The 15,764-nt window shown below is 73.7% G+C and carries 9 protein-coding genes and 1 pseudogene; 6 read left to right on the top strand and 4 right to left on the bottom strand.

Features of this window, described 5'->3' with window-relative positions; genetic code table 11:
* Nucleotides 1–22 precede the first annotated feature (22 nt).
* The gene (locus Phou_RS29065) at nucleotides 23–4,207 is read left to right on the top strand and encodes a WD40 repeat domain-containing protein (RefSeq protein WP_173061544.1); all 4,185 of its coding nucleotides are present in this window, start codon (nucleotides 23–25) and stop codon (nucleotides 4,205–4,207) included.
* Nucleotides 4,208–4,231: 24 nt separating this feature from the next.
* Here Phou_RS29065 and Phou_RS29060 read toward each other — a convergent pair whose 3' ends face one another.
* Both Phou_RS29060 and Phou_RS53155 read right to left on the bottom strand, forming a co-directional pair.
* Nucleotides 4,232–4,618, bottom strand: a complete 387-nt coding sequence (locus tag Phou_RS29060; RefSeq protein ID WP_173064699.1) for a response regulator transcription factor — start codon at nucleotides 4,616–4,618, stop codon at nucleotides 4,232–4,234.
* A 1,847-nt stretch (nucleotides 4,619–6,465) separates the two neighbouring features.
* Nucleotides 6,466–6,912: pseudogene (locus Phou_RS53155) on the bottom strand (AAA family ATPase); the annotation flags it as partial.
* Between the two features lie 122 nt (nucleotides 6,913–7,034).
* Between Phou_RS53155 and Phou_RS29055 the strand changes: the two are divergent.
* A complete protein-coding gene (locus Phou_RS29055) occupies nucleotides 7,035–7,604 on the top strand; it encodes a dihydrofolate reductase family protein (protein WP_173061541.1) in 570 nt (189 codons plus the stop codon).
* Here the strand turns inward: Phou_RS29055 and Phou_RS29050 are convergent.
* Complete coding sequence (locus Phou_RS29050) at nucleotides 7,568–8,971, bottom strand: condensation domain-containing protein (protein WP_173061538.1); 1,404 nt, start codon at nucleotides 8,969–8,971, stop codon at nucleotides 7,568–7,570. The genes Phou_RS29055 and Phou_RS29050 overlap by 37 nt on opposite strands.
* Nucleotides 8,972–9,223: 252 nt before the next feature.
* Between Phou_RS29050 and Phou_RS29045 the strand changes: the two genes are divergently transcribed.
* The 4 genes from Phou_RS29045 (at nucleotide 9,224) to Phou_RS29030 (ending at nucleotide 14,645) form a co-directional block, all read left to right on the top strand.
* Nucleotides 9,224–10,261 carry a trypsin-like serine peptidase gene (locus Phou_RS29045; RefSeq protein WP_173061535.1) on the top strand — a complete coding sequence of 346 codons (1,038 nt, stop codon included), beginning with the start codon at nucleotides 9,224–9,226 and terminating at the stop codon, nucleotides 10,259–10,261.
* A gap of 69 nt (nucleotides 10,262–10,330) precedes the next feature.
* Nucleotides 10,331–11,200 carry a PhzF family phenazine biosynthesis protein gene (locus Phou_RS29040; protein ID WP_173061532.1) on the top strand — a complete coding sequence of 290 codons (870 nt, stop codon included), beginning with the start codon at nucleotides 10,331–10,333 and terminating at the stop codon, nucleotides 11,198–11,200.
* A 10-nt stretch (nucleotides 11,201–11,210) separates the two neighbouring features.
* A complete protein-coding gene (locus tag Phou_RS29035; RefSeq protein WP_173061529.1) occupies nucleotides 11,211–13,691 on the top strand; it encodes an ATP-binding protein in 2,481 nt (826 codons plus the stop codon).
* A gap of 273 nt (nucleotides 13,692–13,964) precedes the next feature.
* Nucleotides 13,965–14,645: a lytic polysaccharide monooxygenase auxiliary activity family 9 protein gene (locus Phou_RS29030; RefSeq protein ID WP_218579245.1), complete on the top strand. Its 681-nt coding sequence runs from the start codon at nucleotides 13,965–13,967 to the stop codon at nucleotides 14,643–14,645.
* A gap of 66 nt (nucleotides 14,646–14,711) precedes the next feature.
* Here the strand turns inward: Phou_RS29030 and Phou_RS29025 are convergent, their stop codons facing one another.
* Nucleotides 14,712–15,764 carry an alpha/beta hydrolase gene (locus Phou_RS29025; RefSeq protein ID WP_173061526.1) on the bottom strand — a complete coding sequence of 351 codons (1,053 nt, stop codon included), beginning with the start codon at nucleotides 15,762–15,764 and terminating at the stop codon, nucleotides 14,712–14,714.

Raw genomic sequence — 15,764 nt, 5'->3', positions numbered from 1 at the left:
ACACGGCCTAGTGTTCCATTGCGTGACGGCCTTCAGCCAAGTGGTGATCGCGGTCAGCGCTTATGAGCACGACCCACCGGGTGCCCTGCCTGAGGCCGACGCCAATGCCGACACCATCGTCGGCGCGTTGCGCCAATTCGGAGGCGGCACGGTCCGCCGTCCGGCCGGCGAATCCCGGGCGGACGTACTGGAACTGTTGGGCGAATGGGCGACCGACGAGCGCGCCGGATCCTCTCTCATCTACTGGGGCGGGCACGGCGCCACCGACGGCTACGAGCACGTCCTGCTCTGCGCCGACACGCCTTACGCCAGCCACCGCGTGCACGGTGTCCTCTCCGTCGACCTGGTGCGCTACCTGCGGGAAAACTGGCACCATCGCTCCGCGCTGCTGGATGACGACGACCCACCACCGTGGACGATCCTGGTGCTCGACGCGTGTGGCGCCGGCGTCGGCATCGACAACATCGTCGCCGCTTTGACAAGCCAGTCCAGCCGCCGGCCCCGGCAGCTGGCGCTGCTCGGCACCACAGGTTCCTCCGCCGGCTACAGTGGCCGGTTCGCCGCGGCACTGACCAGCGCGCTCGCGCGGTACACCGAGAATGACCACCCGATCCGGCTGTCCGGGCTGCTCCAGGACATCCGGGAAGAGCTCGGCGACGAGGCGGTGCTGCACCTTCTCGGGCTGACCCGCGACGCGGTGCTGCCCAACCCCGACACCACAGACGGTGTCGTCACCGCGACGCTCGACGTGATGGCGGAGCTGCGGCGGCTGACGCCCGCGCTGCGCTCACACTTCCTGACCAAGGCCCAGGGCGGCGAGCTCGGCGAGTTGGCCTGGTACTTCCGGGGCCGGGACGCCGAGGTCGTATGGCTGGCGGCGTGGCTACGTGGACACACCGACGGGCTGGTGGTCGTGACCGGCCGGGCGGGCTCTGGCAAGTCGGCCCTGCTCGGACGCTTGGTGATGCTGGCCAACCCGGGCCTGCGGGAGGCGATGGTCAAGGTGTGGCCGAGGGCCGGCGCCCGCGACGAGCACCGGCCGCCGGACAACGTGTTCGACGTCGTCCTGCACCTGACCGGCCTGCGGTTCGTCGACTGCCTCCAGATCGTGCGGGAGGGTCTGACCGCACGGCTCAGCCTCGGGCCGAACGACGACGTGCAGCAGATCGTCTCCCGCCTGCGCGAGCTGAACTCGGGCCGCAGCGGCGTCACGGTGCGGGTCACGGTGCTCGCCGATGCCCTCGACGAGGCGGCGGAGCCGCGCGTCATCGCCAGCAACCTGTTGAAGACGCTGGGCGACGCGCCCGGTGTACGCGTCATCGTGGGCACCCGGCAGTCGCTGCGCGAAGGCCCGGACCTGCCCGCACCCACCGACCGCGAGCTGCTCCTCGCGCTCGGCGATCGAGCGACGACGATCGAGGTCGGCGCCGACAGTGACGCCGCCGCGGACTACGTGACCGAGCGGTTGCTGACCACGGCTGGCTCGCCCTATCAGCACCGGGAGCGGCTGGCGGAGCGGATCGGTCGGGCGGTCGCCGGGTACCAGCAGCCTTTCCTGTTCGCCAGGCTGGCCGCCTACGAGCTGATGCGCCGCCCACCGCTCGACGAGGACACGCTGGCCGACCAGCTTGCCGAGGTGCTCGACGGCGGGCACCGCGGCCTGTTCCGCGCCGCGGTCGAGCGGCTCACCGCGTCGGTGCCGAACACGGTACGGGCCCTGCGGGCGCTTTCCTTCGCCCGCGGCCGAGGGCTGCCCCGCCAGGACCGCATCTGGACCACCATCGCCGAGGCCACCTCGCCCGGCGAGCGGATCACGCCGGACGACCTCGACCAGGTGCTCGAGCTGGCCGCCCCGTACATCACCCTCGACGGCGAGGACGAGCAGGGCACGTACCGGCTGGCGCACCAGACCTTCATCGAACATTTCCGCGACGACCCGGCCGGGACACAGCGCGGCCACCGGCAGGCGGCGTTCGCGCTCATCGCGCTGGCCGAGAGCCGTGCCTGGTCGTCGCTGAACCCCTACCTGACGCGCTACCTGCCCGAGCACGCCGTCCGCGGCGACGTCATCCGCGACCTTCTCGCGCTGGAGCGGGCGAGCGACCACCTCGACCAGGCGATGCTGGCCGCCGCGGTCGGCCGGCAGTTCGCCACCGATCCGGCGCCGCCGGCCACCGCGGTCGCCATCCTGCGGGGCCAGCACCGGCTGCCGCGCATACCGGTCGCCGACCGCGCGTCGTACCGGGCCCTCGTCGCGGTCACCAGTGGGTACCCGATCGGGCTGCGCCGCGGTGCGGCGACCTGGTGGCCGCGGTGGACGCGGATGGCGCCCAACGGCTTCGCGCTTCCCCTGGAGGCACACACCGGCGCGGTCGAGCGGCTCGCCACGGTCGGCCGCGCCGCCCCGGGTGACCTCCTGGTGAGCGCGGGCCGGGATGGCACCGTCCGCGTCGTCAACCCGGAGAGCGGGCTCGTGGCGGCGCGCGTCCACGGCGTCAACGGCAACCCGCGCGCCGTCGCGGTGACCCGGAATGCCAACGGTGACCAGTTGCTCGTCGCGGCGTGCGCGCGGGACACCGTCGCCGTGTGGAACCTGCGGACCGGTGAACAGCTCGATCGCCTCGCCGTCACCGCCACGGCAATCTCCGCGGCCACCTGGGTCGGGGGCGACACGCTCGTGACCGGTGGCGGCGACGCCGTCATCCGTTGGTGGGTCCCGGCGGCGACGGGCGGCTGGTCGCTGGCCGGGGCGAGCGAGGCCGGCGCGCCGGTCGATCTGCTGGTAACCGTCGAGGAGCCCGGCGGGCAGCTGCTGGTCTGCGCGGCCGGTGGGCGCGTCACCATCTGGGACCCGGCGACGCGCGGGCAGGTCGGCATGCTGTCCGGAAACCCCGGTCACCTCACCGCGGCGGTGGCGGTACCGCCCGGGCTGCTGGCCACGGCGTCCAACGCCGGCATCGAGGTGTGGGACATCGCCACCGGTGAACGCCGCAACGTCCTCGCCTCGCGGCGGTCGGGCATCATCTCGGTCGCGTCGGTCACCGGGTCCGACGGGCGCGGCACGGTCGTGGCGGTCGACGGCGACGGCGCGTTGCACGCCTGGGACCCGCTGGCCCCGGTGCGGCCGCCGGTGGCGTCGGTCGGCGCCGCACCCATCTCCTCGGTGACGGTCCGGCCCGGTGACGGGCGTTCGCTGCTGGCGGTCGGCCACGTGGACGGCCGGATCGACGTGTGGCCGCTGGACGCCGGCACCCTCTCCGCCACCGCACGCGGCCCTGTGGTCGCGTTGGCCGCGGTCGTCCGTGACGGCCAGCTGGCGGTGGCGGCCGCAGGCGAGGACGGCCGGGTGGAGGTCATCGACGCGGCCACGGGCGCGACCGTGGAGACGCTGCCGACGGTCGAGGGCTCACGGGTCCGCACCCTTGGTGCCACCGACCGTGGTGTGCTCCTGGGTGGCACCGACTCCGGCGAGGTGCTCGTGTGGCGGCCCGAGGCGAGCGGCGCCCCGATGCGCATCCCCGGCCACGAGCGCCCCGTCATCGCCCTCGCCGGTTATCACCAGGACGGCAGGCTGGCCGTGGTCAGTACGGACGGCGGCGAGCAGGTCCGGTTTACCAGTGCCGAGGACGGACAGCTGCTCGGGCGCCTCACCGGGCCGGCCGGTTGGTGCCGTGCGATCGCCGCCGCCACCGTCGACGCCCGCACCACGGTCGTGCTGGACATCGGCGGTGGCGTGCGGTTCATCGACACCGAAGACAGCCCGATGCGCGACTTCACGCCGCTCAGCAGCCGCCGCCAGCGCTGGACGGCTGTGCTCCCCGACGGTCGCGGATACCTTGTCGCCCTCGGAGCCAACGAACTTGTCGTGTACGCCCTCGACGCCGACGTGAGCATCCTGGCGAACGTGGCGCTTCGAGGCAGCGCCACGTTCGTCACGGTGGGAGATGGCGGCGCCGGGACGTTGCTGCTCGCCGCCGACGTCGGACGCACGACCGTGCAGGTCTGGTCGATACACGACGGCGCCGCCCTTCCGGTCTGCGAGGTGCCGGCACCTCACACGGTGACCGGGCTGGTGTTCCTGCCCGGTCCCGTTCTTGTCGTCGGTACCGCCCACGGCCTGTTCGCCGTCGACGTCAACGGCGCGGCGGAGACCAGCGAGCCGGTCGATCCGGTCCCTGTTGCCGCCGAGGGGGGCAGCCTCAACTGAGGATCTCGCCGGTACCCCCGGCGCTCACAGGTCGAGCTGGCCCAGCTGCGCGCGCCGGCTGACGCCCAGCTTCGGGTACGCCTTGTAGAGGTGGTAGCCGACGGTGCGGGGGCTGAGGAACAGCTCGGCGGCGATCTCACGGTTGCTGAGGCCGGCGGCGGCGCGGCGTACCACCTCAAGCTCCTGGGGGTGAGGTGGCCGGCGCCGCCGCCGGCCTGGTGCGCGTCGGGGATCGGGTCGCCCAGCGCGGTGAACTCGGCGTGCACGCACTGCCGCCACCCGTGGGCGCCGGCCCGTTCGAACAGCTCGAGCGCCTGCGTGAGCTGCGCGCGCGCCGCGGTGGCGCGGCGATGGCGACGCAGCCACTGGCCGTGCGCCAGCCGGGTGCGCGCCATGTCGTACGGCGAGCATCCGTCGACCTCCAGCGCCGCCTGGAAGCGCTGTCCGGCCTCGGTGTCGTGCGCCAGCAGCGCCTCACAGCGCAGCAGGAGCGCGCGGCCCACCGGGCTCGCGGTGTGCTTGGCCCACTCGGCCAGCGACGGCAGGTGCGTGCGCGCGCGGTCGGTGTCGCCGGTGCGCACCGCGGCTTCGACGTGGTCGGCGACCGCGCGGCGCGTCACGTCCCGGCCGGGCGGGCCCTGGCAGACCTGTTCCAGCCGGTCCAGCGCGGCGCTCGGGTCGCCGGCAGTGAGGTCCAGCAGCGCGAGCGCCCACGTCGCCTGTGCCGTTGCCATGCGGTGGTTTCGCGTGTCGGTCAGCACCCGCTCGGCCTGCTGCCGGCTGGCGGCGCCGTCGCCACGGACCGCGGCGAGCCAGGCGGAGATGGAGCTGAGCACCACGACCTGCATGCCTAGCCCGAGCTCGCCGGCCAGGAACATCGCCTCCGCCACGCTGGCCTCGGCGTTGCGGAACCGGCCGTTGGCCAGCTGGGCGAAGGCGAGCGGTTCGAGTGCGTACGGCAACCAGCCGAGCGCGCCCTGCCCGCGCAGCGCGGACACCTGACCGTCCAGAAGCGACAGTGCAGGCGCGTCGTCGCCGATCAACACGCCGGCGAAACCGGCGAACATGCCCTCCACAGTGCCGCCGACCCGCCCGTCACCGGCGGCGTGCAGCAGTGTCCGCATTGGACCGACCGCTGCGGCGACGTCGCCTCGTAGCAGGTCGGTGAAGGCGACCAGCGCGTCGAAGGTCACCGCCGGACCGTCACGCACCGACCGCAGCTGGTCGGCGCACCGGCCGAGCAGTTCGGGCTCGGCGGCGTCGCGCGCGCACCAGGTCGCCTCGAAGAGGGCCGCGGCCGCGCGTTCCGCGTCGATCGTGAGGATGGGCGCCGCGGCGTCGAGGCTGCGCGCGCTCGCCGCGGCGGGCGACTCCCGCTCGTACGCCACCTGGGCCAGGACGAGGCTTGCCTCCGCCTGCTCCACCGGCCGTCTGGTCAGCGTCCTGCCGGTGGTCGCGAGCTGCGCGGCGCGTTCGGGCTGGCCGGCGTCGTAGGCGGCGCGGGCGGCACCGATCAGGCGGCGGGCCCGGTCGGCTGACTCGCCGCTCAGCTGCGCGGCCCGCTCCAGCGCCCGGACCGCACCGGCCGGGCCGCCGCGCTCGACCGCCCGCCGCGCCGCGAGTTCCAGTTCGGACGCGGCCACGTCGTCGGTCCCGGTGGCGGCGGCGGCCAGGTGCCACGCCCGGCGGTCCGCGTCGCCGGGGCCGATGAGCGTCTCCGCGAGCGCGCGATGTGCGGCGACGCGCTGGACCAGGGGCGCGTCCTGGTACGCCGACGCCCGGATCAGCGGGTGGCGGAACCGCACCGTGTCGGCCGTGACCTGCACCAGCCGGCCCCGCTCGGCCGGCTCGAGGTCGGACGCGTCAAGCCCCAGGTGGGCGGCGGCGTCCACGAAGGAGCGCAGCAGCGGGCGCTCGTCCGCCGCGGCGAGCAGCAACGCCCGCCGGGTGCGCTCCGGCAGCGCGCGGACCACGCCGCGGAAGTGCTCCTCCAGCCGCCCGGTCGCGGGCAGCGGCGCCACCGGCGCCGACCGGTACGCCTCGCCGTCGCTGGCGGCCAGCTCCACGATCGCCAGCGGGTTGCCGGCGGACTCTTCGAGTACCCGCTCGACGACGTCGACGGGCAGCGCCCGCACGCTCGCCAGCAGGCGGGCGGAGTCGGCCGGGTCGAGACGGCGCAGCGTCACGCTGTCGAGCCCGGCGGCGGGAAACGGCCGGTCGCCGTCCCGCACCGCGAAGATCATCCCGACCGGGTCGGCGTCCAGCCTGCGCACCGCGAACAGCAGCGCGTCGATCGACGACTGGTCGAACCAGTGCACGTCGTCGACCAGGCACAGCACCGGCCGGTCCTGCGACAGCTCGGACAGCAGGGTCAGGACCGCGGCGCCCACGAGCAGCCGCTCGCCGGAGGAGGAGCTGGCGCCCAGCGCCGCCCGCAGCGCCCGCGCCTGCGAGGTGGGCAGGCTGTCGAAGTGCTCGGCGAAGCGCGCGAACAGCAGGTGCAGCCCGGCGTACGGGATCTCGGCCTCGGACTCGGTCCCGACCACGCGGAGCACGCGCATCCCCTCGGCGACGCGTGCGGCGTCGTCGAGCAGCACTGTCTTGCCGATCCCCGCCTCGCCGCGGACGACCAGCGATCGACTCCCGCCGTCTTTCACGTCGCCGATCAGGCGATGCAGCCGCGACCGTTCGGCGAGCCGCCCCACAAGCACGCGGTCAGCCTACGGTTTGTCGGGCGGGCGGCGGCTTCATCCCGGCTTCACGGCACCGCGCGACGCCGGTCGATCGACAGATGCGGCGGCCCCGACGCCGTCCATACCGTCGCGTCATGAGCAAACTCATCATCCACGACGCCATGAGCGTCAACGGCGCGTTCGAGGCCCCGACGCCGGACGCCTGGCTGGAGCTGGACAACGACAGCGGCGACGCCGGCCTCGAACAGTTCGTGCTCGCGGACGCGATCGTGCTCGGCCGCAAGACGTACGAGGGGCTCGCCGCCGTCTGGCCCCACCTCGGCGCGGATCCCGCACTGGGCCGCTACGCCGAGCGGATCAACACCATGCCGAAGTACGTCGCGTCCCGCACGCTGGCCGGCCCGCTGGAGTGGAACGCCACCCTGATCGAAGGCGACCTCGGCCAGGCCATCCCGAAGCTGAAGGCCGAGCACCGCGGCAACCTGATCGTCTCCGGCTGCGGCGAGCTGGCGCACACCCTCACCCGGCAAGGCCTCGTCGACGAGTTCTGGTTCTGGGTCCACCCGCACATCTGGGCCGAGGGCCCGCGGATCTTCGACGGCGTCGGTCCGGTACGCCTGCGGCTCGTGGCGTCCACCGTGTACCGCTCGGGCGTGGTCTGGCTCCGCTACCGCCCCGCGGCCGGGGTCGACGACCGCTCCTGACCCGGAGCGGCACCGTCAACGGCGGCTGGCGGGTGGAGTGGCACGGCCGTGGGTGCGGCCGGGTCCAGCGCCGCCTCCACCGCCGCCGCCTCCAGGCCGCGCAGCAGCGCCTCCCCGTCCGCCGGCGAGATCACGTGGGTGTCCATGAACATCGTCGCCTGTACCGCGCCGGGAACGTCGTCCACGTGGACGATCAGCGGCTCGAACGGGGTGTCCTGGCGGGTCGTCCAGCGGAACGTGCCTTGCGCGACCGCCTCCCGCAACGGCACCGCCGGCGCCGACGCGTCCGGCTTCGCGAGCACCGTGCGGTCGTTGAAGTAGCAGGGCAGCTCCAGCTCGCCGCCGCGCTCGGCCACGACGCGGCGTACCAGGCCCTCCAGCTCCACCGGGTTGTAGTAGGCGTTCTTGTAGCTGGTCAGGGAGGCCCGCTGGGCCCGGTCGACCGCCTCGGCGAGCGAGACGCCGGCGACGTCGAGCAGGCACACCCCGTACTGCGCGAGCATGCACACCACCCGGTCCAGCCCGGGCCGGAAGCGGTTGTGCACCATCGGCCGTACCGCCACCGGGTTGATGCCGGTGACCCTGGCCAGCGCGACCGCGAACAGGCCCAGCAGCGCCGGCGCCGCGGCGGCCCCGGTGCGGGCGCGGACCGCGGCGAGCGCGGGACCCAGCGCGTACGAGACGAACTCGCCGCGCCAGTGGCGCGGCTGGCGCGGGTCTGTCGAGTCGGGAAACTGGCGGGGCGGCATCGCGCGCAGGACGCTCTCCCAGTGCCGCAGCGCGGCCGTGTTCTGTTTCCGCCCGGCCGGTGAGGACTGCCAGCGCGCCTGCTCCAGCGGCTGCGCGGCGGGCACCGGCGCCGCCGACCGCGCGTCGAGCTCCTCGAACAGCACCAGCGCGCCGGCGCCGTCGGCCACCAGGTGGCACATCACGATGACGAGGTGGGTCAGCGCGCCGTGCTTGCGGACGGCGCCCATCCGGATCGGCCAGTCGGCGGTGAAGTCGTACGCGGTGTGCTGGTACCGCAGCCGCAGCGCGTCGGCGACCTGCTCCGGATCGCCGTCACCGGCGTCGACCACCTCCAGCGCGATCTCGCCCGCGGCGGAGACCACCTGCCTCGGCGTGCCGTCCAGCGCGAACGAAAGCCGGGTACGCGCGGTCGGGTACCGGCTCATCACGTACCGCAGCCGGTCGGCGAGCTCCTCGACGGTGGTACCGGCCGGCAGCGGCAGCCACACGCCGTTGGGCAGCCAGGACTCCTGGCGGACCATCGCCTGCCAGATGTCCATCTGCCCCCAGGACAGCTCGGCGGCGCCGGCGCCGTCTCCACCGAACCCCACGACAACCCGATCAGCGACCGTGATCACTGGTCAGCCTCCCTGCTCTCGCGACGTGGCCCCGAGGGAGGGGCCAGACAGGAAGCTTTCCTGACCGCCCTGGAGCCCGCCTCGCGAACGCCTCGGCAGCTGATACATCGGGAAGCCGACTCCCCCACCGGCAGCACCGGCAACTCACCGGAGGTTCCGTGCCGCGACGGGTTCAGGGCGGCAGCGCCGGCCGCACCGTTATCCAGGTCCGCACCGGGTGGTGCGGGACGGATCGATGGAATGGAGCCAACGTTGCTACTCACAGACAGGAGAGGAGCGCTGCTGCTCGCGATCGCCGTCGCGGTCGCGGTCGGTGCCCAAGCGGCGCCCGCCCTCGCCGGCAGCGCACCCACCGACACCGGCCGCCCGGTACAGGCCGAGGCGGAGCTGACGCCGGATGCGCGGGTGCTCGGGCCGGACCCGGCCACGGCGCTGCGGGCGTACTGGACCGAGGAGCGGATGGCGGCGGCCGAGCCGGTCGCGATGCCGGCGCTGACCCGCGAAGAGCTCGAACGCCTGGAGCGGCCGACGGTCGGCGAGCCGGGCATGGTGACCCCGCGGGACACGCGTCCCGGCAGCCGCGCGCCGGAGGAGTCGGCGATCGGCGACTCGGCCGCGCCGTGGCCGTGGCGTGGCGACGCGCCGGCGACCACGGTCGGGCGGGTCTTCTTCTACGACGTGGTCGCGAAGAAGGACAAGACCTGCTCGGCGGCGGTGGTGGACTCCGAGGGCCGCAACCTCGTGTGGACCGCGGGGCACTGCGTCCACGGTGGAAAGAACAAGAAGTGGCACGAGAACTGGGTCTTCAAGCCGCACTACCACAACGGCACCGACTGGAACTTCGGCGTCTGGCACGCCATCTGGAAGGGCACCTGGTCGAAGTGGATCAATGACAGCAACCACAACTTCGACTTCGGCGCCGTGCAGGTGGCCCGCAACGGGTGGGGTCAGAACATCGTCGACGTGACCGGTGCGCAGGGCATCGCCTGGAACTACCCGGCGAACCAGTACGTGCACAACTTCGGCTACCCCGGTGAGTACCCGTTCAACGGCCAGATCCTGCGCTACTGCCACGGGTCGGCCTTCGACAACCACCACCCGGGCATCGGCATGATGTGCAACATGAACGGCGGCTCCAGCGGCGGCCCCTGGCTGGGGTGGTTCAACGGCTGGAACGGCTGGATCAACGGCAACAACTCGTACAAGGTGACACTGGACCCGACGCGGATCTACTCGCCGTACTTCGGCAACGAGGTCTTCTCGCTCTACAACACGATGCGCTGGGGCTGACCCGCGCGGTACCGGGTCGCGGCCTGCCTCCTCCGTCGGGGGGCAGGCCGTCGGCGTAGCCTGAGCGGCGTGGCCCGGATCGTGAACGCCTGCCTGCGCGACGGCCGCGGCGGCAGCCCCACGGCGATCGTCGAAGACGCGGACCCGGCCGCGCTGAGCGAGGCGCAGCGGCGGCGCATTCCGGTCCTGCACGGCACCTCGCACGCCGTCTTCGTCACAACCACCGCCGACGAGTCCATTGTGGACCTGCGTTTCTTCACCGCTGGCGGTGAGCTGCCCGCCTGCGGGCACGGCACGGTCGCGGCCATCGCGTTCCTCGCCGACCGGGCCGGCGGCGACGCGCACGAGTTCACGCTCCGCGCCTCCGGCCGCACCTTCACCGGCCGGGCGGTGCGGGAGGGGCGCCACGTACACGCCGCCTTCGACCCCGGCCCGGTCACGCTCAGCGAGCCCTCCCCCGCCGGTGTCCGCCTCGTGCTCGACGCCCTCGGCGCGGGCACCGACCGGCTCGCCGAGGGCGTGCGCGTCGCGTCGATCGGCCGCCCCCGGATGCTGGTACCGCTGATTTCGCCGCACGCCGTCGCGGCCCTCGCCCCCGACCTCGACCGGCTCCGCGCGGCCTGCGACCGGCTCGGCCTGCTCGGCTGCTACGTCCATTCCGCACCGGTGGCCGGCGGCCGGCTGGTGGCCCGCATGTTCGCCCCCTCGATCGGCGTGCCCGAGGACATCGCGAACGCCAACAGCACCGCCTGCCTCGCCGCCCACCTGGCCGGGCGCGGCATCAGCGGCATCAGCGTCGACATGGGCGACGCCCTCAGCCACCCGGCCACCATCACCGCCTCGGCCAGCCCGGGTCCGCATGGGCCGGAGGTCCTCGTGGGAGGCGTGGCGTGTCGGGTTGTCGATGTATCAGCCCAGGCGGGTGGCGCGGCGCCTTAGGTTGTGGGCCGTGACCGCGTTCGCCGAACTGTTGTTCCGGCACCGGCTCGCCGCCGGGCTGCCGCAGAAGGAGCTGGCCAGCCGCTCCGGGCTCAGCGAGCGGGCGCTGCGCGACCTGGAGCGGGGCGCCCGGACGCCCCGATGGCACTCGGCCCGCGCGGTCGCCGCCGCGCTCGCCCTCGACGGTGACGACCTGCGCGCCTTCCTCGCGACGGCCCGCACCGCCACCCCGGCACCCGCGGCCACCGTCGACGCCACGCCGACTCCCGGCGACCTGGTCGGGCGGGACGGCGAGCTGCGCGCGCTCGTCGACCTCGCGACCGGCACGCGGTACCGCCTCGTCACGGTGACCGGGCCGGCCGGCGTCGGCAAGTCGCGGATCGTGGCCGAGCTCGGCCACGTGCTGGCTCGCCGCACCGACCTGGAGGTACGGACGCTGGACCTGTCCTCGGTGCGCGAGCCCGAGCTCGTCGGCGAGCTGGTCGCCGCCGCGCTGGACTCCGGGGTGTCGCGGCTGCCGCCGGTCGACCGCGCCGCAGCCCACCTGCGGGACCGGCGCGTGGTGCTCCTGCTGGACCGGTTCGAACAGCTCGTGGCCGCCGCGCCGGACCTCACCGCGTTCCTGCGCCGGTGCCCCGGGCTCACGCTGGTGGTCGCCAGCCAGCGGCCCCTGCAGGTGCGCGATGAGCGCGTCGTACCGCTCGGGCCGCTCGCGCCGGACGCGGCCGCGGCGCTGTTCACCCGGCGGGCGGCGGCGGTGAGCCCGCACCTCACGCTCGACGCCGGCGGTACGGCCGAGGCCGTCGCGGCGATCTGCCGGCGCGTGGAGCACCTCCCTTTGGCGATCGAGCTGGCGGCCGCGCGGGTCCGGCTGCTGCACCCGGTCGAGCTGGCCGAGCGGCTCGACCAGCAGCTGCAGGTGCTGACCGGCGGTATGCGAGACCTGCCCGTCCGGCACCGGTCGCTGCGCGCGGCCATCGAGGCCAGCATCGAGGTGGTGGCCGAAGACGCGCGCACGCTGTACACGTGGTTGGGCGCGTTCGCCTGCGGCGTGCGGCTCGACGACGTCGAGGCGGTCGCCGGCGCGCTGGGCCGCGACCGGGACTGGCTGCTGACCGCGCTCACCGAGCTTGTCGACATCAACCTCGTGCGCGCGATCCCGGCCGGCGACGGGACCGAGGAGTTCGCCACCCGGTACAAGCTGCCCGACGCGATGGCCGAGCTCGCCGGCGAACGGCTCGGCGCCGCTCCCGACGGCGAACGGGTCGCCCGCGCGGTGGCGCTGCGCTACCTGGCGCGCCTGCGCGAGGGCAGCGACGGCACCGGCCGGCCGCTCGGCGACCGCGACGCCGCCAACGTCCGCGCCGCGATCGGCTGGGCGGTGCGGCACCAGGTGGACCTGCTCGACGGGGCGGCGACGACTGCGATCTACCGGTACTACGAGACCACGGGCCGGCTTGTCGAGGGCGAGGAGCTGCTCGGCCGGGTCGCGGCCGCGGGTCCGGCCGTCGCCTGGGTACGGGCCGGGCAGCTCGCCGCCCTGCGCGGTGACCTGCACGCCGCCGCGCGGCTGGGCACCCGGGTGCTGCACGCGCCCGGCGGCGACGACCACACCGCCCGCGCCACGGCGCACATGCTGCTCGCCCAGGCCGTGACCGAGCAGGGCGACGCCTTCGGTGGCCGGATCCACCTGCGGGCCGCGCTGATCGACGCGCGGCGGGCCGGCGACATCCTGCTGGTCGGCCGCGTGCTGAACAACCTCTCCGCGGTGTCGGTGGAGCGCGGCCGCCTGCGGGACGCCGAACGGCAGCTGCGCGCCGCCCTGGAGGCGAAGCGGCGCGGCCGGGCCGGCCCGGTCGAGCTGGGCCGCACCTGGTTCAACCTCGCCGAGGTCAGCTACGAGCAGGGGCACGCCGACAAGGCGGAGCGCTGGGCCGGCGAGGCGGTACCCCTGCTGCTGGCCGGCGGGTTTCCCCGGCTGGCCGCGCTCGCCGAGAGCACTCGCGCCCTGGCCCTGCTGCACACCGCCGGCCCGGCGCGGGCGCTGCCGGTGGCCGAGCACGCCGCCCAGCTACTCGGCACCGAGGGCGACGACCGGCGCATCGAAGCCGTCCTTGACCTGCGGCGCAGCGTCATCCAGCACGCCGCGGGCGAGCTCGCCGTGGCGCGGGACACGCTGGCCCGTGCGCTGCCGGTCGGTCTCGACCACACCAGCCGCGACCGTGACGAGGTGGCGCAGGCCCTGGTGACGCACGCCTGGTACCTGGTCCGGCGCGACCCGACGGCGGCGGCCGCGCTGCTCGGCGCCGGCCAGGGGCTGCGGCGCCGCCCGTTTCCGGAGCCGACCGTCGCGATGACCGCCCGCACCGCCGCGGCCGCGCGCGCCGCCCTCGGTGCCGGCGGCTTCGCCCGCGAACACGCCCGCGGCACCGGCCTCGACCGCGACGGCCTGGTCGCGCTGTGTGACCGGGTCGCGATCCCGCCGGCCTGAACGGCGCCGGCCGGCGGTGGTCAGTCCGCGCGGACCTTCACGATCCGCGCCTGCGGCCCGAGGTTGGGTACGCGCCACACACCCGTGACCACGGCCGTCGAGAAAACGATCTCTCTAAGTGATAACGTGAACTGTCCGACATGGACAGTCTGCAGCTCGACGCACCATCTCGTCCCACATAGATAGCCCTTGATATCTATCATTGTGAATGCGACACTCGTTCTGGAAGCGCTCCCAAACTGATCTTTGCGCCGAAGAACGGAGGATGTAACAGTGCGTTCCCACCAGCCCGATCAATCCGGCGGTCGATCCCGGTCAGCCCTCCGCCAGCCCATCCGGGCCCTCGTCCTGCTGCTCGCCGTGATGGTCGGCCTGCTGCCGTGGGCCACGCCAGCCCAGGCCCACGGCACGATCATCAACCCGCAGACCCGCGCCTACCAGTGCTGGAAGACGTGGGGAAGCCAGCACATGAACCCGGCCATGCAGACGCAGGACCCCATGTGTTACCGCGCCTTCCAGGCCAACCCCGACACCATGTGGAACTGGATGAGCGCGCTGCGGGACGGCCTCGGCGGCCAGTTCCAGGCCCGGACTCCTGACGGCCAGCTGTGCAGCAACGGCCTGTCCAGGAACAACTCCCTGAACCAGCCCGGCGCCTGGAAGACGACCAACATCAGCCGGAACTTCACCGTCCAGCTGTACGACCAGGCAAGCCACGGCGCCGACTACTTCCGCGTCTACGTGAGCAAGAACGGGTACAACCCCACCACCCAGAGCCTCGGATGGGGAAACCTCGACTTCATCACGCAGACCGGACGCTACGCGCCGTCACAGAACATCTCGTTCAACGTCTCCACCTCCGGCTACACCGGACACCACATCCTCTTCGTCATCTGGCAGGCCTCGCACCTCGACCAGGCCTACATGTGGTGCAGTGACGTGGTCTTCTCCTGATCGGTACGACAGCTCGCGACGCGACTCCGGCCCAGGACGCAGTTGTCCTGGGCCGGACCGTCACGTTCAGGCGCCGTCCAGGTGGCCGACCAGCGCGGCCAGAAACTCCTCCGGCCGGTCGAGGTGCGGGGAGTGCGCCGCGTCCGCGACCACCACTTCGTCGTACCGGCCGCCGGCGGCCGCGTACCGGTCCAGCACCGCGCGGGTCTGCGCGACCATCGGCTGGGGCGGGCAGGCCTCGACCCCCGGCCAGCCCGGGATCGCGCCGATCGAGCCCAGGTACGCCAGGTCGTACAGCGAGGTGTCGGACACGATGACGTCGTGCGCGCCGCGGATCCACAGTACGGGCGGCTTGGGGTCCACCCCGGGCAGGCCGTCCAGCCGCAGGTGGGTGGGGGCCATCGTGTTCAGCACGCCGCGGTCGCCCGGCGCGAAGCCCGGCCAGGTGTCGCTGGGCCTGCCGGTACCGGGATAGTTGTCGTCTCCGACCACAGTGGACAGCATCGACTCGACGTACACGTCGACGAGGTCGGGCACCAGCGGCCGCTTGACGTAGTGCGCGAGCAGCACCTGGCGCGGTGAGAGCGGGGAGTCCTCGCCGCGGTCGCCGGCGACCAGCCGCGCGACGAAGTCCGGGTTGGCCGCACCGCCGCCGGAGCCGGTACCGTCCGGCGCGACCAGTTCGCCGTCCACGCCGCGGGTGCCGCCGAAGCCGTACGGCGAGACCGGGTTGACGAGGGTCACCGACGCGACCCTGTCCGGGTGGTCGAGCATGTACTGCAGGACCACTCCCCCGCCCATGCTCCAGCCCACCAGGTGCGCCGGCGGCAGGTCGAGCGCCTGCACCAGCGCGGCCACGTCGTCCGCGAAGTCCCGCAAGCCCCGGGTGGCGTCCACCGGCGCGGCGTCCGTGTCGCCGAAGCCGCGCAGGTCCAGCGCGAGCGGCCGGTACCGCTCGGGCAACGCCAGCATGGTCGGCTGCCAGAACAGGCTGGACGAGACGTTGCCGTGCACGAACAGCACGGGCGGGCCGGTGCGGCCGTCGACCGCGAGGAGGTTGACGATCAGGCGCGCGGTGGGTACCCGCCGGGCGGACAGGCCGGGCAGCACTGTGGACAT

It is taken from the genome of Phytohabitans houttuyneae (genome assembly GCF_011764425.1).
GTDB lineage: Bacteria > Actinomycetota > Actinomycetes > Mycobacteriales > Micromonosporaceae > Phytohabitans > Phytohabitans houttuyneae.
The sequence above is the reverse complement of the archived record's forward strand: the minus strand, read 5'-3'. Positions and strand labels throughout refer to the sequence as shown.